At 71.3% G+C, this 22,904-nt stretch carries 19 protein-coding genes; 14 read left to right on the top strand and 5 right to left on the bottom strand.

Annotated elements, in window-relative coordinates; genetic code table 11:
• The first annotated feature begins 200 nt into the window (after positions 1-200).
• Both OHB01_RS02560 and ftsY read left to right on the top strand, forming a co-directional pair.
• A complete protein-coding gene (locus OHB01_RS02560) occupies positions 201-3,923 on the top strand; it encodes an AAA family ATPase (protein ID WP_328709299.1) in 3,723 nt (1,240 codons plus the stop codon).
• A gap of 340 nt (positions 3,924-4,263) precedes the next feature.
• Entirely contained in the window at positions 4,264-5,445 is a 1,182-nt protein-coding gene (gene ftsY, locus OHB01_RS02555; RefSeq protein ID WP_142646033.1) for a signal recognition particle-docking protein FtsY, read from the top strand.
• 95 nt (positions 5,446-5,540) lie between these two features.
• Here ftsY and OHB01_RS02550 read toward each other — a convergent pair whose 3' ends face one another.
• Positions 5,541-6,611, bottom strand: a complete 1,071-nt coding sequence (locus tag OHB01_RS02550) for a PLP-dependent cysteine synthase family protein (protein WP_142646031.1) — start codon at positions 6,609-6,611, stop codon at positions 5,541-5,543.
• A 329-nt stretch (positions 6,612-6,940) separates the two neighbouring features.
• Here OHB01_RS02550 and OHB01_RS02545 point away from each other — a divergent pair, with 329 nt between their 5' ends.
• Entirely contained in the window at positions 6,941-7,534 is a 594-nt protein-coding gene (locus OHB01_RS02545) for a sigma-70 family RNA polymerase sigma factor (protein ID WP_142646029.1), read from the top strand.
• Between the two features lie 119 nt (positions 7,535-7,653).
• Here the strand turns inward: OHB01_RS02545 and OHB01_RS02540 are convergent, their stop codons facing one another.
• Positions 7,654-8,493, bottom strand: coding sequence for a DMT family transporter (locus OHB01_RS02540; protein ID WP_142646027.1), 840 nt, complete (start codon positions 8,491-8,493; stop codon positions 7,654-7,656).
• Between the two features lie 65 nt (positions 8,494-8,558).
• On the opposite strand from OHB01_RS02540, the gene OHB01_RS02535 reads away from it, so the two are divergent.
• The 5 genes from OHB01_RS02535 to OHB01_RS02515 all read left to right on the top strand — a co-directional run bounded on the left by OHB01_RS02535 (position 8,559) and on the right by OHB01_RS02515 (position 12,950).
• Positions 8,559-9,188 carry a helix-turn-helix domain-containing protein gene (locus tag OHB01_RS02535; RefSeq protein ID WP_142646025.1) on the top strand — a complete coding sequence of 210 codons (630 nt, stop codon included), beginning with the start codon at positions 8,559-8,561 and terminating at the stop codon, positions 9,186-9,188.
• Between the two features lie 146 nt (positions 9,189-9,334).
• On the top strand, positions 9,335-9,640 hold the full coding sequence (locus OHB01_RS02530) for a hypothetical protein (RefSeq protein WP_079312678.1): 306 nt from the start codon (positions 9,335-9,337) through the stop codon (positions 9,638-9,640).
• A 34-nt stretch (positions 9,641-9,674) separates the two neighbouring features.
• Positions 9,675-10,499, top strand: a complete 825-nt coding sequence (locus OHB01_RS02525; RefSeq protein WP_142646023.1) for a polysaccharide deacetylase family protein — start codon at positions 9,675-9,677, stop codon at positions 10,497-10,499.
• Positions 10,496-12,025 (top strand): helicase HerA-like domain-containing protein, encoded by a 1,530-nt coding sequence (locus OHB01_RS02520; protein ID WP_328709302.1) that lies wholly within the window; start codon positions 10,496-10,498, stop codon positions 12,023-12,025. The genes OHB01_RS02525 and OHB01_RS02520 overlap by 4 nt, the downstream gene beginning before the upstream one ends.
• A 298-nt stretch (positions 12,026-12,323) precedes the next feature.
• Complete coding sequence (locus OHB01_RS02515; protein ID WP_142646019.1) at positions 12,324-12,950, top strand: DUF2461 domain-containing protein; 627 nt, start codon at positions 12,324-12,326, stop codon at positions 12,948-12,950.
• Between the two features lie 59 nt (positions 12,951-13,009).
• Here the strand turns inward: OHB01_RS02515 and OHB01_RS02510 are convergent, their stop codons facing one another.
• Positions 13,010-13,693 (bottom strand): superoxide dismutase family protein, encoded by a 684-nt coding sequence (locus tag OHB01_RS02510; RefSeq protein ID WP_142646018.1) that lies wholly within the window; start codon positions 13,691-13,693, stop codon positions 13,010-13,012.
• A gap of 297 nt (positions 13,694-13,990) precedes the next feature.
• Here OHB01_RS02510 and OHB01_RS02505 point away from each other — a divergent pair, with 297 nt between their 5' ends.
• The 5 genes from OHB01_RS02505 to OHB01_RS02485 all read left to right on the top strand — a co-directional run bounded on the left by OHB01_RS02505 (position 13,991) and on the right by OHB01_RS02485 (position 18,777).
• The gene (locus tag OHB01_RS02505) at positions 13,991-14,524 is read left to right on the top strand and encodes a 2,4'-dihydroxyacetophenone dioxygenase family protein (RefSeq protein WP_142646017.1); all 534 of its coding nucleotides are present in this window, start codon (positions 13,991-13,993) and stop codon (positions 14,522-14,524) included.
• A gap of 30 nt (positions 14,525-14,554) precedes the next feature.
• A complete protein-coding gene (locus OHB01_RS02500; RefSeq protein ID WP_142646016.1) occupies positions 14,555-15,826 on the top strand; it encodes an MFS transporter in 1,272 nt (423 codons plus the stop codon).
• A 4-nt stretch (positions 15,827-15,830) separates the two neighbouring features.
• Positions 15,831-16,934 carry a 2,3-butanediol dehydrogenase gene (locus tag OHB01_RS02495; RefSeq protein WP_205829937.1) on the top strand — a complete coding sequence of 368 codons (1,104 nt, stop codon included), beginning with the start codon at positions 15,831-15,833 and terminating at the stop codon, positions 16,932-16,934.
• Positions 16,931-17,680, top strand: a complete 750-nt coding sequence (locus tag OHB01_RS02490; protein WP_142646015.1) for an SDR family NAD(P)-dependent oxidoreductase — start codon at positions 16,931-16,933, stop codon at positions 17,678-17,680. Before OHB01_RS02495 ends, OHB01_RS02490 begins: the two co-directional genes overlap by 4 nt.
• A gap of 122 nt (positions 17,681-17,802) precedes the next feature.
• Positions 17,803-18,777 carry a helix-turn-helix domain-containing protein gene (locus OHB01_RS02485; RefSeq protein WP_142646014.1) on the top strand — a complete coding sequence of 325 codons (975 nt, stop codon included), beginning with the start codon at positions 17,803-17,805 and terminating at the stop codon, positions 18,775-18,777.
• A 65-nt stretch (positions 18,778-18,842) separates the two neighbouring features.
• On the opposite strand, the gene OHB01_RS02480 is transcribed toward OHB01_RS02485, so the two are convergent.
• Positions 18,843-20,003: an FAD-dependent monooxygenase gene (locus OHB01_RS02480; protein ID WP_142646013.1), complete on the bottom strand. Its 1,161-nt coding sequence runs from the start codon at positions 20,001-20,003 to the stop codon at positions 18,843-18,845.
• Between the two features lie 106 nt (positions 20,004-20,109).
• Between OHB01_RS02480 and OHB01_RS02475 the strand changes: the two genes are divergently transcribed.
• Positions 20,110-20,688 carry a PadR family transcriptional regulator gene (locus tag OHB01_RS02475; protein ID WP_142646012.1) on the top strand — a complete coding sequence of 193 codons (579 nt, stop codon included), beginning with the start codon at positions 20,110-20,112 and terminating at the stop codon, positions 20,686-20,688.
• Between the two features lie 184 nt (positions 20,689-20,872).
• On the opposite strand, the gene typA is transcribed toward OHB01_RS02475, so the two are convergent.
• Positions 20,873-22,726: a translational GTPase TypA gene (typA, locus tag OHB01_RS02470; RefSeq protein ID WP_142646011.1), complete on the bottom strand. Its 1,854-nt coding sequence runs from the start codon at positions 22,724-22,726 to the stop codon at positions 20,873-20,875.
• Positions 22,727-22,904: the final 178 nt, after the last annotated feature.

The following is a 22,904-nucleotide window of genomic DNA, read 5'->3' as shown; positions in this document are numbered from 1 at the left end:
AATTTGATTCGACGGTTAACTGATCATAAAAACGGTTGACTGATCATAAGTAACGGGCCACGGGCGGGATGGGCGAACCGCCCGTCTTGCCTTACCCGAATTCATTTCCCAATCGGCCACGGGCGCCTATCACCACATCCCCGGCCGCCGGGCGCTGTAGTCTTCCCCCCAAACGCCAGGCGGCACCGAGGGGGGCGGACGTGTATCTGAAGACGCTCACCTTACGCGGCTTCAAGTCCTTCGCCTCGGCCACCACCCTCCGCTTCGAGCCGGGCATCACCGCCGTGGTGGGCCCCAACGGCTCCGGCAAGTCCAACGTCGTGGACGCCCTCGCGTGGGTGATGGGCGAGCACAGCGCCAAGTCGCTGCGCGGCGGCAAGATGGAGGACGTCATCTTCGCGGGCACCTCGAGCCGCCCGCCGCTCGGCCGCGCCGAGGTCACCCTCACGATCGACAACAGCGACGGCGCGCTCCCGATCGACTACACCGAGGTGACGATCAGCCGGCTGATGTTCCGTTCCGGCCAGAGCGAGTACGCCATCAACGGCGACACCTGCCGCCTGCTCGACATCCAGGAACTGCTGTCCGACTCCGGCATCGGCCGGGAGATGCACGTGATCGTCGGCCAGGGCCAGCTCGACCAGGTGCTGCACGCGGGGCCGGAGGAGCGCCGGGCGTTCATCGAGGAGGCCGCGGGCGTACTCAAGCACCGCAAGCGCAAGGAGAAGGCCCTCCGCAAGCTCGACGCGATGCAGGCCAACCTGACCCGCGTCCAGGACCTCGTGGCCGAGCTGCGCCGCCAGCTCAAACCGCTGGGCCGGCAGGCCGAGATCGCCCGCAAGGCGGCAGTCATCCAGGCCGACCTGCGCGACGCCCGGCTGCGCCTGCTCGCCGACGACGTGATCACCCTCCGCGACACGCTGCAGCGTGAGGAGGCCGACGAGGCGGCCGTACAGGCGCGGCGCGCCCACGTGGAGGCCGAGCTGGCCGAGGGCCAGCGGCGGGAGGCCGAGCTGGAGGCGGCCGAGAACGAGGCCCAGCCCCGCCTCAAGGCCGCCCAGGAGACCTACTATCGCCTTTCCGGCCTGCGGGAGCGGCTGCGCGGCGTGGAGAGCCTCGCGGCCGAACGACGGCGGCACGCCGCGGACGCCGCCTCCATCGAGCGGCGCGGGCGCGACCCGGAGGACCTGGAACGCGAGGCCGCCGAGGTGCGCGAGCAGGAACGGGTGCTGGCGGAGGAGCTGGACGAGGCGCGTGAGCGGCTCGACGCCGCCGTCGAGGCCCGCGCCGAGGCCGAGGAGGCGCTGGCCGCCGAGGAGCGGCGCCTGACCGCCGCCTCCCGTGCCGCGGCCGACCGCCGGGAGGCCCTCGCCCGCCTCCGCGGCCAGGTCGAGTCGGCCAGAAGCCGGGCCAGGGCCGCCGGAGACGAGATCGGCAGGCTCACCAAGGCCGTCGAGGACGCCACCCGGCGCGCGGAGCAGGCCCAGGACGAGCTCGACGCGCAGGCGGTCGACGAGGCGCCGGCCGACCCCGGGCTCGCGGCCGAGCTGGAGGCCGCGCAGGAGAGCGTCGATCTCGCTCGCGCCGCGGTGGAGGAGGCCAGGGCCGTGGCCGAGGAGGCCGAGGCCGTCGTGGAGCGGGTGCGGGCCGACCTGGCCGCGCCCAGGGACGCGCTGGCCGCCGCCAAGGCCGCGGTGAGCACGGCCAGGGCCGCCGACGCCGAGTCGCAGCGTGCGGTCGCCGCTCTCCAGGCGCGGTGCGAGGCCCTGGAGATGAGCCTGGCCGGGGGCGCGGACGGGGCCGCCGCGCTGCTCGGCGCCGGGCTGCCCGGCCTGCTCGGCCCGATCGCCACGCTGCTCGCCGTACGCCCGGGGGCTGAGGCCGCCATCGCGGCCGTGCTGGCCGTGGACGGCGTCGCCGTGGCCTCGCTCACCGCCGCCGTCGCGGCCGTGGAACACCTTCGTGAGGCCGGTGCCGGACGCGCCGCCCTGCTGATCGCGGGCGACCGTCAGAGTGACGGCGACCAGAGCGCGCGGCCGGAGACGCCGGTCGCGGGCGCCGAGTGGGCCGCCGACCTGGTGACCGTGCCCGACGAGCTGCGCCCCGCCGTGGAGGCGCTGCTGTCCGACGTGGTCGTGGTGCCCGACCTGCTCACCGCGCGCAAGGTCGTGGACGCCCATCCGGAGCTGCGGGCCGTCACGATGTCCGGCGACCTGCTCGGCGTCAACGCCGCGCACGGCGGCTCGGGCGGCGGCTCCTCGCTGCTGCAGATGCGTACGGCGCTCGACGAGGCCGCCGCCGATCTCGCCACCGCCGGGGCCGAGGCCGAACGGCACGCGGAGGCGCTGGCCGAGGCCGTGGCCGCCGAGCGGGAGTGCCAGCTTGCGCTGGAGGCGGCGCAGGCGCGGGTCGCGGAGGCGCAGAACGGCGTGAGCGCCGCCCAGAGCGGTGTTAACTCGGCTCAGAACGGGCTGAACGCGGCGCAGGCCGGGCTCGACCGCCTGCGCGGCAGGCAGCGGGAGGCCGACCAGCGGGCCGCGGCGGCGGCCAAGCAGCTCGCCCGGCTGGAGGCCGCCGTCAAGGCCGCCCAGGACGAGGCGGCCCGGCTGAGCCGGTCGGTGGTGGACGCCCAGGAGGCGCGCGAGCAGGCCCAGGCCGCGGTCGTGGAGCTGGAGGAGCAGCTCGCCGAGGCGGAGTACGCCGCCGAGCTGGAGGCGGAGCCGACCACCGACACCCGAGACGAGCTGGCCGCCGCCTGCGGCGTCACCCGGCAGGCCGAGATGGAGGCCCGGCTGACCGTCCGTACGGCCGAGGAGCGGGTGCGGGGCATCGCGGGCCGGGCCGACGCGCTGCTGCGCGCGGCGCAGCGCGAGCGGCAGGACCGGGCCAGGGCCGCGGCCGACCGCGAACGCCGCCGCAGGCAGGCGGAGATCGCCACGGCCGTGGCCGAAGGTGCGCGTGCCGCCCTGAACGCCCTGGAGGGCTCGCTCGCGCGGGCCGCAGAGGAGCGCGACGAGGCCGAGCGGGCCCGCGGGCAGATCGACGCCGAGCTCAAGCAGGTGCGCCTGCGTGTGCGGGAGCTCAGCTCCGAGCTGGACGCCCTGGTCAACCGGGTCCACGGCAGCGAGATGGCCAGGACCGAGCGGCGGCTGCGCCTGGAGCAGATGGAGCAACGTGCCCTGGAGGAGTACGGCATCGAGCTCGAACCGCTGATCGCGGAGTACGGGCCGAGCGTGCCGGTGCCGGGCGACCCGCCCGTGCCGTACGTCAGGGAGGAGCAGGAGAAGCGGGCCAGGACGGCCGAACGGCAGATGACCCAGCTCGGCAAGGTCAACCCGCTGGCGCTGGAGGAGTTCGCCGCCCTTGAGGAGCGGCACGCCTTCCTCACCTCCCAGCTCGAAGACCTCAAGAAGACCCGGCGCGACCTGCTGCTCGTGGTCAAGGAGGTCGACGACCGGGTCGAGCAGGTCTTCGCGGCGGCGTACGAGGACGTGGCCCGCGAGTTCCAGGGGATCTTCCAGCGGGTCTTCCCCGGTGGCGAGGGCCGCCTGCTGCTGACCGACCCGGAGGACATGCTGACGACCGGGGTCGAGGTCGAGGCCCGGCCGCCCGGCAAGAAGGTCAAGCGCCTGTCGCTGCTGTCCGGCGGCGAGCGGTCGCTGACCGCGGTCGCGTTCCTCATCTCGATCTTCAAGGCCCGCCCGTCGCCGTTCTACGTCATGGACGAGGTCGAGGCGGCCCTCGACGACACCAACACGCAGCGGCTGCTCACGCTGTTCGAGGAACTGAGACAGACCTCACAGCTCATCGTGATCACGCACCAGAAGCGCACGATGGAGATCGCCGACGCGCTGTACGGCGTGTCGATGCGTGGCGACGGCGTCACCCAGGTCGTCAGCCAGCGCCTCCGCGAGAAGGTCTAGCACTTCACCACCCCCGCCGCTCGCATCCGCTCTAGTCGTGCCGGAGGCGCGCGCGGGGAGTGCGGTCGTGCTGGAGGCGCGCGCGGGGAGTGCGGTCGTGCTGGAGGCGCGCGCGGGGAGTGCGGTCGTGCCGGAGGCGCGCAGGGAATGTGGTGTGCCGGAGGCGCGCAGGGAATGTGGTGTGCCGGAGGCGCGCGGGGGGGGGAGGCCGTGCCGTAGGCGCCCCGGGGAGGGCTGCCTCGCTCGCGGCCGGTCCGTGGCGCGACGGCGCGCCCCTCTATATCGCCCGATCGAGTCGCCCTGTCCGGAGTAATGCGGGCGATCTGGGAAACTGCATGGTGTGGACGGTTACCTCGGCATCATCGTGATCGTGGCCATCGTCGCCATATTGGCGGTGGGTGGCCTGTGGCTGCTGTTCCGGCCGAAGGCGAAGGACCTGCCGCCCGCGCCGCCGGCCCCGCCCGAGCCGAAGGCTCCCGTCGCGGAGGAGCCCGCGAAGACGGGGCTGGGCGAAGAGGACGGCGGCACGACGACCACGCTGCCGCCGCCCGCGCCCCCGATCGAAGAGCTGATCAAGGCTCCCGAGATCGAGGTCCCGCCGCCGTCGGCCGGCCGGATGGTGCGGCTGCGCGGCAGGCTCGCCCGTTCCCAGAACGTCCTCGGCCGGGGCCTGCTCGAACTGCTGTCGCGTGACCGGCTCGACGACGAGGTCTGGGACGAGATCGAGGAGACTCTGATCACCGCCGACGTCGGCGTGGCCCCCACCCGCGCGATGGTGGAGGAACTGCGGACGAAGGTGAAGGTGCTCGGCACGCGCACCCCCGAGGAGGTGCGCAAGCTGCTGCGGGAGGAACTGCTCACGCAGATCGCGCCGGACCTCGACCGCACCCTGCACACCCAGCCGCACGGCGAGCGGCCGGCCGTCGTCCTCGTCGTCGGGGTCAACGGCACCGGCAAGACCACGACCTCGGGCAAGCTCGCCCGGGTCCTGGTCGGCGACGGCAGGAAGGTCGTGCTCGGCGCCGCCGACACCTTCCGCGCGGCGGCCACCGACCAGCTCCAGACGTGGGGCGACCGCGTCGGCGCGGGCGTGGTGCGCGGCCCGGAGGGCGGCGACCCGGCGTCCGTGGCGTTCGACGCCGTGGCCAAGGGCATCGAGGACAAGGCGGACACCGTCATCATCGACACGGCGGGACGGCTGCACACCAAGACCGGCCTCATGGACGAGCTGGGCAAGGTCAAGCGGGTCATCGAGAAGAAGGCGGCGGTGGACGAGGTGCTCCTCGTCCTCGACGCGACCACCGGGCAGAACGGCATGCGCCAGGCGCAGGTCTTCGCCGAGGTGGTCAACGTCACCGGCATCGCGCTGACCAAGCTGGACGGCACGGCCAAGGGCGGCATCGTGATCTCGGTCCAGCGTGAGCTGGGCGTGCCGGTGAAGCTGGTGGGCCTCGGCGAGGGGCCGGACGACCTCGCGCCGTTCGACCCCGAGGTCTTCGTCGACGCCCTGCTCGGCGACTGACACGGAGGCGGCGACCGACGCACGCGAGGCGGCGACTGACACACGAGGAGAAGCGCGGGCCGGGGATCCCCCGGCCCGCACTCATGTCGGCTCGGTCAGCTCCGCAGGAAGGCGCGTAGTTCTTCGATGTGGGGGGTGATGTCGATGCCCCGCTCCGACAGCCAGTGCGGGTCGCCGTACGTGTCGCGGTAACGCTCGGCGCCGTCGCAGATCAGCGTGACCACGCTGCCGCGCTCGCCCCGTTCCCGCATCTCCCTGATGATCTGCACCGCCGCCGCGATGTTGGTGCCGGTCGAGCCGCCGACCTCCCTGCGGGTGACCTCCCTGACCCAGTGCATGGCCGCGATCGACAGGGCGTCCGGCACCTGGGTCATCCGGTCGATGACCGTCGGCAGGAACGACGGCTCGACCCGCGGCCGGCCGATGCCCTCGATGCGCGAACCGGCGCCGCCGTGCTCCTCACCCGAGACCCAGGACGGATAGAACGCCGAGCCCTCCGGGTCGGCCACGCACAGCCGCGTCTGGTGGCGGCGGTAGCGGATGTAGCGGCCGATCGTGGCGGAGGTGCCGCCGGTGCCCGCGCCGACCACGATCCACGCGGGCTCCGGGTGCCGTTCGAGCTCCATCTGCTGGAAGATGCTCTCGGCGATGTTGTTGTTGCCCCGCCAGTCCGTCGCCCGTTCGGCGTAGGTGAACTGGTCCATGTAGTGCCCGCCGGTCTCGGCGGCGAGCCGGTGCGACTCGTCGTAGATCGCTCTCGGGTCGTCCACCAGGTGGCACTTGCCGCCGTAGAACTCGATGATCTCCCGCTTCTCCGGCGAGGTGCTCGCCGGGATCACCGCGATGAACGGCAGGCCGAGCAGCCGGGCGAAGTACGCCTCGCTCACGGCCGTGGACCCGCTCGACGCCTCGATGATCGTGGTGGTGGGCCCGATCCAGCCGTTCGCCAGGCCGTACAGGAAAAGGGATCGGGCGAGACGATGCTTCAGTGAACCGGTGGGGTGCACCGACTCGTCTTTCAGATAGAGGTCGACACCCCAGTGCGAGGGGAGCGGGAACACATGCAGATGCGTGTCGCAGCTTCGGTTGGCGTCGGCCTCGACGGCCTGGATGGCGTCGGCCACCCATGCCCTCGTGACCGGATCGTGCCGATCCAGGTGGTTCATGCCCGCAACTCTGACATGTCGCGTGGCATGAACACCAAAGACGCCTATCGGGCTCCACTGGTCCGCATCCCGGGGTGGCCAGTGAGATCTGCCACATTTTACTCTGGATTGAAGCTGCGATGTTACGCTAATGAGACTTGTTCGGCTTGCGCGTGACCTGGCCGCGCGGGCCTGGTCTCCACAGCGATGACGCTGATCAGGCGGAACGACATTAACACCGTGCTTAGGCCCCAAGCGGCACGATGTTCCTTGGCACAACGATGAACGAGTGACCTCGCATGTGTTCCGGCCGGACGGGTAACGGGGGAGAAGTTCCGTAGGGGGAAGAGATGATCTCGACCGACGAGCAGCGGCAGGCATGGTTCGAGCGTGAGGTCGTGCCGGTCACGAGCCAGCTCTACGCGTCCGCCATGCGTCTGACGCGCAACCCCGCCGACGCCGAGGACCTGGTCCAGGAGACCGTCGCGAAGGCGTACACGTCATATCACCAGTTCCGTGAGGGCACGAACCTCAAGGCCTGGCTGCACCGCATCCTCACCAACAACTTCATCAACGACTACCGGAAGAAGCAGCGCTCGCCCAAGCTGTCGGCCGCCGAGGAGATCGAGGACTGGCAGCTCGCCGCGGCCGAGTCGCACATGTCGACCGGGCTGCGCTCGGCCGAGAGCGAGGCGCTCGACCAGATTCCGGACAACGTCGTGATGAACGCCCTGCGGGCCCTTCCGGAGGACTTCCGGGTGGCCGTCTATCTGGCCGACGTCGAGGGCTTCGCATACAAGGAGATCGCCGACCGGATGGGCACCCCGATCGGCACCGTCATGTCCAGGCTGCACCGGGGCCGCCGCCAGCTCCGGGGGATGCTGGAGGACTACGCCCGCGAGGAGGGCGTCGTACGCGTCCCCGAGCAGGCGTGCGCGGCCTGACCCCTGCCTGAGGCACCTGACGGGCCCCTGACCGGGCGCGGGAACATGGTCCCTCGCCCGCGTCATCGGCCCCCAGGGTTCAGACGGCGGTTAAGGCGGGGGGCCAAGGCGGCGGGGGTTCAGGCGGCGGCGATCAGCGCGATCGCGCCGAGCGCGAACCCGACCCCGGTGATCTGTACGGCACTCAGCCGCTCGCCGAGGACGTACCGCGCGAGCAGCAGCGTGCTCGCCGGATAGAGCGACACCAGAACGGCCACCAGGGTGAGCATCCCCCGCTGCGCCGCGAAGAGATAGAGCACGTTGGCGGCCATGTCGAGCACCCCGGCCGCGATCGTCACCGTGAGACTGCCGGGCACCGGGCGCAGGCTCCTGCGCGTCACGAGGGCCAGCAGCGCGACCAGCGCGATCGACGCGATCCTCGCGCCGAGCAGCGGCCACGTGCCGGAGTCGGCCGGGGCCAGCTTGAGCAGCACGAAGAACCCGCCGAAACCCGCCCCCGACACCAGGGCGGCGAGGATCGGCCCGGCCTTCGGGCCGCGGGCCCCGCCGTTGTCCGGCTCGCGGCTGACCAGCAGGACGGCGAACAGTCCGAGCACGACGCCCACGAGCGCCAGAGGGGAGGGCCGGTCGCCGGTGAGAAGCCCGAACACCACGGGGACCGCCATCGCGGTCGTGGCCGTGGTCGGGGCGATCACGGACATCATGCCGGTGGCCAGGCCGCGGTAGAACAGCACGATGCCGAAGGCGCCGGCGACTCCGGAGGCCATTCCCCAGGCCAGCGCGGCCGTGCTCGGGTGGCCCGGCAGCGCCGGCAGGAGGGCGGCGACCAGCAGCAGGCCGCCGAGCTGGGAGAGCACGACGACGGCCAGCACCTTCGACCGCCTGGTGGCGAGCCCTCCGAAGAAGTCTGCCGTGCCGAAGATCACCGCGCATGCCGTCGCGAGGGCCACCGCCGTCACAGATCCCCCAAGAGATTGCCTTGATAGTGCAATGGATTGTAGTAGCAGATCACTAGGCTGTACTCATGGCTGATCCTGCGACCATCACCGCGGCCATCGCCGCGAACGTACGCGGCCAGCGGGCCCATCGGGGGCTGACCCTCGACGAGCTCGCGGCCAGGTCGAACGTGAGCCGCGGCATGCTCATCCAGATCGAGCAGGGCCGCACCAACCCGAGCGTCAACACGCTCACCCGGATCGCCGACGCGCTGGGCGTGACCCTCGCGCGGCTGGTGGAGGTCGCCGACACCCCGGTCGTCCGGGTCGTGCACGAGTCGGAGGTGGTGACCTTCCGGCATCCCGGGGGAGGATCGGCGCGCCTGCTCGTGGGGACGGACGCGCCCGCGATCCTGGAGCTGTGGGACTGGCGGCTGGAGCCGGGCGAGCATCACGACGGCGACGCGCACCCCGCCGGCACCCGCGAGATGCTCACCGTGCTTGAGGGACGGCTCACGCTGACCGTGTACGGCAGGAGCCACGTCATGGGCCCCGGCGACGCCGTCGTGTTCAGCGCCGACCGGCCGCACCGCTACGCCAACGAGCACGGCGAACCGCTGCGGTTCGTGATGGTGGTCACCGAGCCACCCGTACCTCCGGACGGCGCAGCACCTCCGGACGGGGCCGGGGTCGCCGAGGACGCCCGTGAGCCCTCCTGATCTCGGAGAACCCGTACATGACTGACGAGTAAGGGCTGCGTGGTGACGCTTAGTAGCCGATGATTACAGAATGAATCCGCAAGCGCCGCTCCAAGGTTGGGTACATCCCTTTTTGTGCGTGTCTGCTGTGCAGGGGGCGGTGGCCGGTGAGTGAGTCGCGAGTCGCGGTGGAAAAACTTCGCGCGGAACTCGCCGCGCTCGGGGTGGCCGACGCCTACGAGATCGGCGACGAGGCTACTCTCTCCGTCTGGATAGGCCTGGTCGTGACCTTCCGTGAGGGCTTTTACCGTTGGCGCGAGGGTGCCGTGAAGTGCCGGCACCTGGGTACGGACCCAGCAGGATGCGCCATCCGGGTGGCTCGCAGATATGCCGAGCTCAAGGCGGATGTGCCGCCCTGGTGGGAGGAGCTGGAAAAGGTTCTGCGGGGGGGAGCGGCCGGAGGCTATCCGTAGCGTTCGTGGCCCCCCGCCTGCTCCGGGGGGTCGTATGCGGATCGGATCCGTGCTGCTGTCGTTGCTGTTGCTCGGCGGGTGTGGGCAGGTCAGGACCGTGCCGGTCTCGGGGGAACGGCACGGGGCCGCGGCACCGCATCCGCGCTTCGGCACACAGCGGCATCTCGACCCCGATCTGCTGCGCTTCCGGCTCGCGGGGACACAACGGGGAGCACCGGGGCCGCGCCTGCCCGCGGTGCCGCCGCCCCGGCACGTCGACTGCAAGCGGCACAAGTGCGTGGCGCTGACGTTCGACGACGGGCCGGGCGAACAGACCGGGCACGTCCTCGACCTGCTCGCGGCCCACCACGCCCGGGCCACGTTCTTCCTGCTCGGGCAGATGATCACCGATAAGACGCGGGACCTCGTGCGGCGGATGGCCGCCGAGGGCCACGAGATCGGCAACCACTCCTGGGACCACGCCTCACTGCCCGGATTGTCGTCCGACGCCCTGCGCCGGGAGCTCGACCGTACGCAGGAGGCCGTGCGGAAGGCGACCGGCGTGACGATGCGGCTCATGCGCCCGCCGTACGGCGCGACGAGCCAGGCGGTGGACCACGAGACCAAGCAGAGCGGGCTCGCGCAGATCCTGTGGGCAGTCGACACCCTCGACTGGCTCAACCGCAACCCCAAGGTGATCGCGCAGCGCAGCGTCGCGGCCAAACCGGGCGACATCGTGCTCATGCACGACATCCACCCGACAACCGTGGAGGCAGTGCCCCGGCTGCTCGACGAGCTCGACCGCAAGGGCTTCACGTACGTGACCGTCTCGGAGCTGCTCGGCGGCACCACGCCCGGGAAGAAGTACACGAACCGATGAAGGGCTACGACTTCGAGGGACCGGCCCTGGAGCTGGGCGCGCTCGTTCGCGAGGACGGGACCGCCGACGCCTCCGAGCGCATCCGCATCCCGGTGTGCATGATGAACCGGCACGGCCTGGTGGCCGGGGCGACCGGCACGGGGAAGACCAAGACGCTGCAGCTCATGGCCGAGCAGCTCGCCGGTCACGGCGTGCCGGTGTTCCTCGCGGACATCAAGGGCGACCTGTCCGGTCTGGCCTCGCCCGGCAAGCCGGGCGACCGCATCGCCCGCCGGGCCGCCGAGGTGGGCCAGGACTGGACACCCCAGGGCTGCGTGACGGAGTTCTTCTCCCTCGGCGGCGTGGGGGAAGGCATCCCGCTGCGCGCCACCATGAGCGCGTTCGGGCCGACGCTGCTGTCGCGGGTGCTCGAACTCAACGAGACCCAGGAGTCGTCGCTCGGGCTGATCTTCTACTTCGCCGACAAGCACGGGCTGCCGCTGCTGGACCTCAAGGACCTGATCGCGGTCATCCGCTATCTGACCGAGACGCCGGAGGCGTTGAGCGGCATCGGCGGGCTGTCGGCGTCCACCGCGGGCGTCATCCTCCGCGCCCTGGTGAACTTCCAGGCCCAGGGGGCGGAGGCGTTCTTCGGCGAACCCGAGTTCGACGTACGCGACCTGCTGCGGACCACGCCGGACGGCCGCGGCGTGATCTCCATCCTGGAGCTGCCGGCGGTGCAGGAGCGGCCGCAGCTGTTCTCCACGTTCCTGATGTGGCTGCTCGCGGACCTGTTCGAGACGCTGCCCGAGGTGGGCGACCCCGACAAGCCGTCGCTCGTGTTCTTCTTCGACGAGGCGCACCTGCTGTTCGAGGGCGCGTCCAAGGCGTTCCTCCGATCGATCACCCAGACCGTGCGGCTGATCCGGTCGAAGGGAGTCGGGGTCTTCTTCGTCACCCAGACGCCCAAGGACGTGCCGGCCGACGTCCTCGCCCAGCTCGGCTCGCGCGTGCAGCACGCCCTGCGCGCCTTCACCCCGCAGGACGCCAAGGCGCTGAAGGCGACCGTCTCGACGTTCCCCGAGTCCTCCTACGACCTCGAACGGCTGCTCACCGAGCTCGGCATCGGGGAGGCGGTCGTCACGGTCCTGTCCGAGACGGGTGCCCCGACGCCGGTCGCCTGGACCCGGCTGCGGGCGCCGCAGTCGCTCATGGCGCCGTCCGACCCGGCGGTCGTCCAACGGGTGATCGCCGCGTCCCCGCTCCTGGCCAAGTACGGCACCGCCGTGGACCGGCAGTCGGCGTACGAGATCCTCACCGCGCGACTGGCCTCCCAGCGGGAGCCCGAGCGGGAGGCGCCGGCCGAGAGACCGGCGGACCGGTCGGCGGACCGGCCGGTTGACAGGCCCTCCGAGGCGCGCCGGCAGTCGGTGCTCGAAGGGATGCTCGCCTCGAAGGAGTTCCGGTCGCTGGCCCGCACCGCCGCGACCGCGCTCGGCCGGGAGATCACCAGGACGATCTTCGGCACCGCGAGACGGCGGCGCTGAACGCGTCCGCGCTGTACGGGTCCTGATCCCCGACTCGGTCGTGGTCGTGGCCCCGGTCATGGCCGTGGTCCCGGTCATGGCCGTGGTCCCGGTGCTTGTGCTGGTCGCGGTCCCTGTCCCGGTCCCTGTCCCGGTCCCTGTCCCGGTCATGGCCGTGGTCCCGGTGCTTGTGCTGGTCGCTCTCTCGGTGCTTGCCCCGGTGCCGGTCTCGATCGTGATCCCGGCCCCGGCCCCGGTGCCTGTGCCGGTCCCGGTCCCGGTCCCGGGACTGTCGGTGGGGCGTGCGAAGGTGGGTGGCATGGGTTTCAGCGGGTTCCCTGACGAGGCGCTCATCTTCTACGAGGGCCTCGTCGCCGACAATTCGAAGGCGTACTGGACGGCCCACAAGGGGTTCTACGAGACGGGTGTGCGCGGGCCGATGCTCGCGCTCATGGACGAGCTGGAGCCGGAGTTCGGACCGGCCCACCTGTTCCGGCCGTACCGCGACGTCCGGTTCTCCAAGGACAAGTCGCCATACAAGACGCATCAGGGGGCCTACTGCGGCGTGGGCGTGGAGGGCGTGGGCTACTACGTCCAGGTGGACGCCGACGGTCTCTACGTGGCGGCGGGCTGGTGGGGGTCGGGCGACCAGGTCGCACGTTTCCGCGAGGCCGTGGACGACGACACCGCCGGGCCCCTGCTGGAGGAGATCCTCGGGGCCCTGCCCGGCGATATCGAGGTCGGCGGCGACCGGCTCAAGACCCGTCCCCGCGGCGCGCCGGAGGACCATCCCCGGCTCGACCTTCTCCGGCACAAGACGCTGCACGCCGGGCGGCGGTTCGAGCCGGAGCCATGGCTGCACACCCCCGAGACCCTCGACCGGGTCCGTTCGACCTGGCGAGCGCTGGTCCCGCTGGTCGACTGGCTGCGCCGCCACATCTCCTGAGGCTGCCCGCGAGTGAGGCTGCCCGCGAGTGAGGCTGCCCGCGAGGCGGCGGACCCGGATCAGGCGTGGACCTTGACGACGCCGCAGCCGATCCGGGCACCGGCGTCGCCGGTCTTGCGCGTGGTCGCGTCCGGGCCCACGGCGCCGCCGGCATCGGGGCGGTGGAAGTACCGGTCCGGGATGTGCGCGAAGTTGTCCGGCGCGGCGTGCACCACGAACGCGCTGCCGTTGGCGTCGCCCAGCTGCTCCAGGGTGAACCGGTCGGTCACGAACGACGCGGAGGCGGTGCCGTCCGCGGCCGCCAGCAGCGGGGGCATGTCGCCGGCTCCGCCGCCGTGCTGCCCCGGGCCGAGGTGGCTTCCGGCGCTGGAGAAGGCGCTGCCCGTCGCCCGGTCGACGGAGTGCGCGTCGCACACCCCGGTGGAGTGGACGTGGAAGCCGTGGAACCCGGGAGTGAGCCCCCGCACGCTGACGCTGACCCGCGACTTCTTCGCGTCGTATCGCTCGACCCGGACGGTGCCGAGGGTCCGCCCGGTGACGTTCTTGATGACGGCGGTCGCGGACCCGCCCGCCGACTCGACCACCGGCTCGTTCGCCGACGCGCCCGCCGAGTCACCGGGGCCGGCCTGCGGGGCCGAGGCCGCCGTCATCCCGGCGGCCAGCACCGGTACGGCAGGGGCGGCAGCGGCGGTGAGTCCCAGGGCGAGCCCGGCGGCCAGGGCTATACGGGTTGTGCGGGGCATGGTCGCTCCTCCTCAGACACTCGTTGCCTGCGACAGCAGAGCACGCCCCGGCTGATCGGGGAGCGGCACACGACGTCATCCGTACCGGCCGTTTACCCGCTCTTGCCGTCAGAGCCCCGTGCCCCGTCGCCCGCCTCGAGGGCGCGCCGTCGCCGAAAGGGCGACGGGCCTGTGAGCCGTGCGGGCACAAGCGCTGCGGCACGTCCGGAATAGGCAAGCGGCGATGTCCGAGACAGGAAAGACGACCGACGCCGCGAAGGGTTCACTCTCCAACAACACACGTAAGGAGAGGGAAACATGCCCGAAACCCCCACGTCGGAGTTCTGGAAGAACCTCAAGCCGATCGAGAACTCGCAGAAGCCGGACGCGCTGCCGGAGGTCTACCTTTCCAAGGTCGCCACCGATGACGACCGTTACTACGTGCCGTTCAGCGAGACCGTCGGGTCGCGTCCTCTCTGGATCAACGTCAAGGACAACAGCTGGGCCGACATCCTCCGGGCGAAGGAGGCGGGGCTGGTCAACCGGCACTACCACCCGCACGAGGTGTTCGCCTACACCATCTCCGGAAAGTGGGGCTATCTGGAGCGCCCCTGGACCGCCACGGCGGGCGATTTCGTCTACGAGGCTCCGGGCGAGGGCCACACGCTGGTGGCCTACGACAGCGGCGAGCCGATGAAGACGTTCTTCATCGTCAAGGGGCCCCTCGTGTGGCTCGACGAGAACGGCGAAGCCCAGGGCATCTTCGACGTCCACGACTACATCGCGATGTGCCGTGAGCACTACGAGAAGGTGGGCATCGGCGCCGACTACGTCAACTCGCTGTTCCGCTGATCACCGGCCTGCCCCCCAACGAGGAACGCGATGACCCACATCACGACGTCCACCCCCCACGGAGTGGAACGCGAAGCGAGGCGGTACGAGAACCGCCTTCTCCTCCTTCTCTTCCTGGCCTTCGGGTTCGTCTTCTTCGACCGGCAGGCCCTGTCCTTCCTCGCCCCGTACATGGACGCGGACTTCGGGCTGTCCAACGGCGAGCTGGGCACGTTGTCCGGCGTGCTGGCACTCACCTGGGCGCTGGCCGGGATGGTGGCCGGCCGGTTGTCCGACAGGCTCGGCCGGCGCAAGCCGATCCTCATCGCCGCTGTGGTGCTCTTCTCGCTCTTCTCGTCGGCGTCGGGTCTGATGGCGGGCTTCGCCGGGTTGCTCGCCGCGCGTGCCCTCATGGGGACGGCCGAGGGGGCGGTGCTCCCGATGGCGCAGTCCCTGATGGTGGAGGCGTCCCGGGAAAGCCGGCGCGGGTTGAACATGGGCCTGCTGCAGGGCTCGTCCGCCGGTCTGCTCGGTGGGATCGTGGCCCCGGGCGTCGTGGTGTGGATCGCCGAGTCCTACGGCTGGCGCATCGCGTTCTACGTCACCATCATCCCCGGGTTGGTGATCGCCGCGCTGATCGCCAGGTTCGTCCGGGAGCGGCCGCCGCTCATCAGGACCGCGTCGGAGACCGCACGGGACGGCGCCGCCGGACAGTCCAAGCTTGCGCTGAAGGACGTGCTGAGGCTGCGCAACGTGGTGATCTGCATGCTGATCGCCTGCTGCTACCTGACGTGGTTCGTCACCCTCATCACGTTCACCCCCACGTACCTGACGGAGGTCAAGGGGTTCACGCCGGGCACCATGAGCGGCGTCATGACCTGCCTGGGCGTGGCCTGGGTGCTCTGGGGCTTCGCCACTCCCGGCATCTCCGACCGGATCGGCCGCAAGCCGGCACTCATCGGCTTCACCGCCCTCGCGGTGCTCTGCCCCATCGCGATCGTCTACGTCTCCAGCCCGGCGCTGCTCGGCCTGATCATGATCTTCACCTACACCGGGCTGGGGTGCTTCACACTGTTCATGGCCACGATCCCGGCAGAGACCGTGCCGCCCGGCACGCTGGCCACGGCCCTCGGCCTGATCATGGGCGTGGGCGAGCTGGCCGGTGGGTTCCTCGGCCCGATGATCTCCGGGTGGGCCTCCGACCTGTGGGGCCTGCAGACCGCGATGTTCATCGCGGCAGGCGGCGCGCTGATCGTCGTCCTGCTCTCGTTCGCCCTGCGGGAGACGGCTCCGGCCGTGCTGCGCCGCAGGCGGCGGAGGTGACCCGGTGAACGGCCCGGTGAACGGCCCGCTGGACGGCCTCGTGCGGGCTGCCGTCTGGTATGGGGCGCGGGACGTCCGGGTCGTCGACGTCGCCGTCCGCGCCCCCGGCACCGGGGAGGTCACCCTCGCGGTCGCCTACTGCGGCATCTGCGGTAGTGACCTGCACGAGTACGCCGACGGGCCGCACGCCATCCCGGTGACCCACCCCCATCCCGAGTCGGGGGTGACCGCGCCGCTCGTCCTCGGCCACGAGTTCTGCGGCACGATCACCGAGGTCGGCCCGGAAGTGCGGGGCCTGGCGCCCGGCGACCGGGTCGCGGTGGAGCCGCACTACCGCTGCGGCACCTGCCCTCGCTGCCGGAACGGCGAGTACAACATCTGCCGCCACTTCGGCTTCGCCGGGCTCATGGGCCACGGCGGAATGGCGGAGCGGGCGACCGTACCCGCCTACATGCTGCACCGCCTGCCCGACACGGTCCCTCTGGAGCAGGCGGCCGTGTTCGAACCGGCGGCCGTCGCCCTGCACGCGCTGCGCCGGTCGGGACTGCGGGCGGGCGAGACGGTCGCGGTGGTCGGCCTCGGCCCGATCGGCCTGCTCATCGTGATGCTGGCGGTGCGGGAGGGCGCCGGCCGGGTGATCGTCGCCGATCTCTCCCCCGCGCGGCTCGACCTGGCCCGCCGGCTCGGCGCGACCGACCTGGTGCGAGTGGCCGACCGCGATGCCCTGCCCGGCCTGATGCGGCGGGCGGCCGGAGGCGAGGGCGCGGACGTGGCGTTCGAGGTGGTCGGCTCCGAAGGCACCCTGCGCACCTGCCTGGAGGCGACCAGGAGCGGTGGCAGGGTCGTGCTGGCCGGGCTCGCCGGGACGGTGAGCATCGACGCGTTCGCGCTGGTCAACAGGGAGCAGTCGATCATCGCCACGGTCGGTTATCGGGACGTCTATCCCGACCTGATCCGGTTGGTCGAGGAGGGCGTGGACCTCACGGCGATCGTCACCTCCACCATCCCCCTCCGAGACGTCGTCAGTGACGGGTTCGAGGCCCTGCTGGGCGGCGGCGATCAGATCAAGGTTCTGGTGCGGCCAGGCGAAGGGAGCGCACGCACATGACCGATCAGTCCACGTCCAGCGGATTCCGCGGTGACCTGTTCGCCGGCCGTACGGCGTTCGTCACCGGCGGGACGTCGGGGATCGGGGCGGCGACGGCCACCCTGCTCGCCGAGCTCGGCGCCGACGTCGTGGCCCTCGGCCTGGCGCCCGAGGTCGCCGGCGAGCGGCCGGCCCATCCGCGCGTCCGCGTGATCGAGCACGACGTCCTCGACCGGGATGGTCTGGCCCGGCTCGTCCGTGCGGAGCCGGAGATCGGAATGCTGGTGAACTGCGCGGGCGTCAGCCACGACCGCGGGGAGTATGACCTGGACCGGTGGCGGCGCGTGATCGACGTCAACCTGACCGCCACCATGGTCGCCTGCGAGGCCGCCCGGCCGCACCTGGCGAAGACGGGCGGTTGTGTCGTGAACGTCTCCTCCATGTTCGCCTTCTTCGGCAGCAGGGACAGGCCGGCGTACAGCGCGAGCAAGGGAGGCGTCTCCCAGCTCACCCGGTCGCTCGCGGCGGAGTACGCGGCCGAGGGCGTCCGCGTGAACGCGGTCGCGCCGGGGTTCGTGGAGACCCCGCTCGCCCGGGGCCTGCTCGACGACCCGCGGGCCGCGGCGGAGGTCCTGGCCCGCATCCCTCTGGGACGGTACGGCAGGCCGGGCGACGTCGCCCAGGTGATCGCGTTCCTGTGCTCGCCCGCCGCGTCGTACATCACAGGGGCGGTGCTTCCGGTGGACGGGGGTTACCTTTGCGTCTGATTCCGGACATACTGCTGCGCTAAGGAAGGCGGGCCCGGCAAATGCCGACGCCAGCCGGGCCACGTGCAGCAGGGCTTGGTCTGTCAGGCAATCCAGGGCATGAAGCGGTGAGGAGATCTGTGATGCCCGCGAACGCGGTCTCCGTGATCTCCCGGGCGACGACGGAGAACGTCGCGCCCGCGGAGCGGATCGACTACTGGGAAGAGTACAACCGCAAGACGCTGGTGGGCCTTTCCTGCCGGTCCTACTCCGACCGGGGCCTGCTGGCCAGGCAGATCAACATGCGGCTCGGCGACGTACGGCTCGCGGACATCGCGGGCAACGCGCACGTGATCGAGCGGACCCCGCAGATGGCGAGGTCCACGCCGAAGGACTCGGTCTTCGCCAGCCTGCTGCTCAGGGGCGAGGCGGTCTTCCTGCACGAGAACGGCTGCGTGTCCGCGTCGGCCGGCGACCTACTGGTCTACGACACGCGCAAGCCGTACCTCTTCGGCTTCTCCTCGTCGATGCGGCAGATCCTGGTGGACATCCCGCACGACCTGTTCGCCGAGGCATGCCGGCCCGACGGCGTTCCGGTGCCGATGCTCTTCGGCCGGGGCGGCGCGCACGAGGGCGCGCTCGTGTCGAGCCTGCGCTCGCTGCTCGGCGAGCTCGTCGGGATGCGCGGCGGCGACGGCCCGGAGGAGACGCAGCGCGCCGTGCTCGGGCTGATCCGCCTGCTCACGCTGGAGCGTTCCGGTGGATCGACTCCCTCCGCGGCCCAGCTCGTCATCGCCAAGGAGCACATCGAGCGACACCTGCACGACCCGCGGCTGAACGCCGCGGAGGTCGCTCGCGTCCTCGGGATCTCGGTGCGGCAGCTCGCCCGGATCTTCGATGCGGCCGGCACGACCCCGGCCCGTTACATCCTGGAACGTCGGCTGCAGCGGGCCAGTGTCGAGCTCGGAGAGCCCCGGGCGGGGGAGACGCGGATCGCCGACGTCGCCTACCGGTGGGGGTTCTCCAGCCAGGCCCACTTCGCCCGGGTCTTCCGCAACCGTTTCGGGCGCACTCCGAGCGAGGTGCGGGAGGCCGCCCGGGAGCGTCTCGCCGGCTGACCGAGTCGGTGCACGAGGCCATCCTCACCGGCCGTTCACGCCTCTTGCCGGTGCCGCCCCGCCGGTCAGGCGGTGACGGGCGCGTCCCAGTCGATGTGGTGCCGGTGGACGGGGGCGAACATCTGCTCGGGGGTCGGCATGGCGGGCCTGTCGCCGGCCTGCCCGGCCTTGGCCTTGTTCTTGGCCGCGGCGTCGCCGCCGATCATCTCCACCCGGGGGCGCCGGAGGCGCTCGAACGCCGCGAACGCCTCGGCCGGCGGCAGGTCGCGCAGGCAGCGGGCCAGTTCGACGGCGCTCTCCGCAGCCAGCGAGGCGCCCTGGCCTGAGCTGGACGACGGGGCGTGGGCCGCGTCGCCGACGAGGACCATGCGGCCGCGGTGCCAGCGCGGCAGTGACGGCATGCGCTCCATCGGGCCGGTGATCATGAGGTCCGCCGGGTCGGTGCCCGCCAGCAGCTTCTCGCCCGGGACGTGACCGGCGTAGAGGTCGCGCAGGCGGGCCAGCCAGTCCGCGGCGGGCGTGCGGACGACCTCGGCGTAGGTGAGGGGCTCGGTGCGGGGCAGGCTCGCGAACCAGCAGATGCGGCCGTCGGGCAGCCGCCAGTAGCCGATGAAGGTGCGGCCGAAGGCGAAGTGCATGACGCCCTCATCGGCCCGGACACCGCCGTCACCGGCGTAGCCGCCGAAGCTGAGGACCCCGCCATACTCGGGGCCGGGAGCGCCGGGGTCGATCAGCGTGCGGACCGTGGACCGGATGCCGTCGGCGCCGATCAGCACGTCGGCGGTGGCGGTGGTGCCGTCCGCGAACATGGCGGTCACCCCCTCAGGGGTCTCCTCGGCGGAGACGAGCGGCTTGCCGTACTCGATCCGCACGCCCGCCGTCACCGCGTGATCGGCCAGGGCGCGGAAGAGGGCGGCGCGCGGCATCGCCAGCGTGGGCGGCAGGCCGGGGAACCCGCCGAACTCGGCGAGCCGGTTCCCGGCGCCGTCGGCCATCACGACGCCGGGGACCGGCTGTCCCACGGCCCGTACGGCCTCGTCCGCTCCCACGATCCGCAGCGCGTCGATCCCGTTCGGGGCCAGGCTGAGCATCGCCCCGACGCCGTCCGCTGCGCTGTCGTGGGCTTCGTACACCGTCGCCCGGATGCCCGCCTTGGCCAGAGCGAGCGCCGTCACCGGCCCGGCGATGCCGCCGCCGATCACCAACGCGCTGGTCACCTTGCTCATGCTCACCACTCCTCGTCCTTAGCGAGCCGTTGATCGCTCGCAAGGAGATAGTTGCATTGAAACTAGTTACTCGTCAACTAGTTCGTTTGAAGCTAGTATGTGGGTCATGAGCGCTTCCCTTCGCAGTTCCCCGCTCGCCCTGACCGTGCTGGCGCTGCTGCACCACGAGCCGATGCACCCGTACGCCGTGCAGCGGCTGATCAAGCAGTGGGGCAAGGACCAGGTCGTCAACGTGAGCCAGCGGGCCGGGCTCTACCGCACGATCGAGCGGTTGCACGCCGAGGGGCTGATCGCGGTCCGCGAGACCACCCGTGACCCGGCCTATCCGGAGCGGACCGTCTATGAACTCACCGATGCGGGACGGCGCGTCGCCCGCGAGTGGCTGGACCAGATGCTGGCCGTGCCGAAGCAGGAGTTCCCGCAGTTCCCCGCGGCACTGTCACACCTGATGATGATCCCGCCCGCGGACGCGCTGCGGCTGCTGGAACGCCGTGCCGAGCGGCTGGCGGAGACGAGGGCGGGCCTGGAGGCCGCCCTGGCGGCGCAGACGGACGACCTGCCCAGGGTGACCGCCATCGAGAGCGAGTATCTGCTCGCGGTCACCGAGGCGGAGGAGCGCTGGCTGCGGTCGATCGTGGACGACCTGCGCGCGGGCCGGCTGACCTGGCCCACCGGAGACTCCTGACCGCTCGTCCCGGCAGGTCCCGTGAGCCGGCCGCGAGCGGGGCCCGGACGCGCCGGGCCAGGCCGGTGCGGGGCGGCGTGAGATAGGCCAGGCCGGGCGTGGGGCGGCGCGGGTGCGGGTGGGGGCGGGCGGGAAAGCCGAAGCCCCCGCCGATCGGGCCGGCGGGGGCTTCGGATGGTGGAGCTCAGTTGCCGCGCTTGGCGCGGGCGGCGGCGCGGCCACGGCTGGCCGCGTCGAGGACGACCTTGCGGATGCGCACGGTCTCCGAGGTGATCTCGACGCACTCGTCGTCGCGGATGAACTCCAGGGCCTGCTCCAGGGACAGGACGCGCGGCGGGATCACCTTCTCGGTCTCCTCACTGGTGGAGGAGCGCATGTTGGTGAGCTTCTTCTCCTTGGTGATGTTCACGTCCATGTCGTCGGAGCGGGAGTTCTCCCCGATGATCATGCCCTCGTACACCTCGGTGCCGGGGGAGACGAACAGCGTGCCGCGCTCCTGCAGGTTGATCATGGCGAAGGCGGTGACCTGGCCCGCGCGGTCGGCCACCAGCGAGCCGTTGTTGCGGGTGCGCAGCTCGCCGAACCACGGCTCGTACGTCTCGAACACGTGGTGCACGAGACCGGTGCCGCGGGTCTCGGTGAGGAACTCGGTGCGGAAGCCGATCAGGCCGCGCGCCGGCACCAGGAACTCCATGCGGATCCAGCCGGTGCCGTGGTTGGTCATGTGCTCCATGCGGCCCTTGCGTACGGCCAGGAGCTGGGTGACGGCGCCCAGGTATTCCTCCGGGCAGTCGACCGTGAGGCGCTCGACCGGCTCGTGCACCTTGCCGTCGATGACCTTGGTCACGACCTGCGGCTTGCCGACCGTCAGTTCGTAGCCCTCGCGGCGCATCTGCTCCACGAGGATCGCCAGGGCCAGCTCGCCGCGGCCCTGCACCTCCCAGGAGTCCGGGCTCTCGGTGGGCAGGACGCGTAGCGAGACGTTGCCGACCAGCTCCTTGTCGAGGCGGTCCTTCACGAGGCGGGCGGTGACCTTTGCGCCCTTGACCTTGCCGACCAGCGGGCTGGTGTTGGTGCCGATCGTCATGGAGATCGCCGGCTCGTCGACCGTGATCAGCGGCAGCGGGCGGGGGTCGTCGGGGTCGGCCAGCGTCTCGCCGATCATGATGTCCGGGATGCCGGCGATCGCGATGATGTCGCCGGGCCCGGCCTCCTCGGCGGGCTTGCGCTCCAGCGCCTCGGTCATCAGCAGCTCGGAGATCTTGACGCGCTGCACGCTGCCGTCGGTGCGGCACCACGCGACCTGCTGGCCCTTGCGGATCGTGCCCTGGTGGACGCGGCACAGCGCGATCCGGCCCAGGTAACTGGAGGCGTCGAGGTTGGTGACGTGGGCCTGGAGCGGCGCGGACGGGTCGTAGACCGGCGCCGGGATCGTGTTCTTGATCGTCTCGAACAGCGGCTCCAGGTCGGGGGAGTCGGGCATCCCGCCGTCGGCGGGGCGCTCCAGCGAGGCGCGCCCGGCCTTGGCCGAGGCGTACACGATCGGGAAGTCGATCTGCTCCTCGGTCGCGTCGAGGTCGATGAACAGCTCGTAGACCTCGTCGACGACCTCGGCGATGCGGGCGTCCGGCCGGTCGACCTTGTTGATGCACAGGATCACCGGCATCTTCGCGGCGAGCGCCTTGCGCAGCACGAAGCGGGTCTGCGGCAGCGGGCCCTCGGAGGCGTCCACCAGCAGGACCACGCCGTCCACCATCGACAGGCCGCGCTCGACCTCGCCGCCGAAGTCGGCGTGGCCGGGCGTGTCGATGATGTTCAGGGTCATGCCGCCGTGCCTGACCGCGGTGTTCTTCGCGAGAATGGTGATCCCCTTCTCGCGCTCCAGGTCGTTGGAGTCCATGACCCGCTCGTCGACGTCCTGGTTGGCCCGGAACGCTCCGGACTGCCACAGCATCGCGTCGACCAGCGTGGTCTTGCCGTGGTCGACGTGCGCGATGATCGCGATGTTCCGCAGGTCGTCGCGGGTGTTCATAGGCATAGTGAAGTTCTCGCTCTGGTTCGTCGGGGTGTCGTCCGCGTCCCGGGACCGAAGCGAGACGCACATCCGCCGCATACACGGCCTACCCATTTTAGTTGATCCCCGTCGCCGCCACACGCCGCCGCCGTACGGGACCCTGGATGGCAACACCGCCGCCGCGAGCCGCATTCCATCGGCA

Source organism: Microbispora hainanensis (assembly GCF_036186745.1).
Classification (GTDB): Bacteria; Actinomycetota; Actinomycetes; order Streptosporangiales; family Streptosporangiaceae; genus Microbispora.
This window is presented reverse-complemented; position numbering and strand designations above follow the sequence as displayed.

Coding starts and splice junctions, on each gene's coding strand:
- OHB01_RS02535 (WP_142646025.1), top strand. CDS start 8,559: ATGGCTGATCCTGCGACCATCACCGCGGCCATCGCCGCGAACGTACGC.
- OHB01_RS02485 (WP_142646014.1), top strand. CDS start 17,803: ATGCCCGCGAACGCGGTCTCCGTGATCTCCCGGGCGACGACGGAGAAC.
- OHB01_RS02510 (WP_142646018.1), bottom strand. CDS start 13,693: ATGCCCCGCACAACCCGTATAGCCCTGGCCGCCGGGCTCGCCCTGGGA.
- OHB01_RS02490 (WP_142646015.1), top strand. CDS start 16,931: ATGACCGATCAGTCCACGTCCAGCGGATTCCGCGGTGACCTGTTCGCC.
- OHB01_RS02550 (WP_142646031.1), bottom strand. CDS start 6,611: ATGAACCACCTGGATCGGCACGATCCGGTCACGAGGGCATGGGTGGCC.
- OHB01_RS02520 (WP_328709302.1), top strand. CDS start 10,496: ATGAAGGGCTACGACTTCGAGGGACCGGCCCTGGAGCTGGGCGCGCTC.
- OHB01_RS02515 (WP_142646019.1), top strand. CDS start 12,324: ATGGGTTTCAGCGGGTTCCCTGACGAGGCGCTCATCTTCTACGAGGGC.
- OHB01_RS02505 (WP_142646017.1), top strand. CDS start 13,991: ATGCCCGAAACCCCCACGTCGGAGTTCTGGAAGAACCTCAAGCCGATC.
- OHB01_RS02475 (WP_142646012.1), top strand. CDS start 20,110: ATGAGCGCTTCCCTTCGCAGTTCCCCGCTCGCCCTGACCGTGCTGGCG.
- OHB01_RS02525 (WP_142646023.1), top strand. CDS start 9,675: ATGCGGATCGGATCCGTGCTGCTGTCGTTGCTGTTGCTCGGCGGGTGT.
- typA (WP_142646011.1), bottom strand. CDS start 22,726: ATGCCTATGAACACCCGCGACGACCTGCGGAACATCGCGATCATCGCG.
- OHB01_RS02545 (WP_142646029.1), top strand. CDS start 6,941: ATGATCTCGACCGACGAGCAGCGGCAGGCATGGTTCGAGCGTGAGGTC.
- OHB01_RS02480 (WP_142646013.1), bottom strand. CDS start 20,003: ATGAGCAAGGTGACCAGCGCGTTGGTGATCGGCGGCGGCATCGCCGGG.
- OHB01_RS02500 (WP_142646016.1), top strand. CDS start 14,555: ATGACCCACATCACGACGTCCACCCCCCACGGAGTGGAACGCGAAGCG.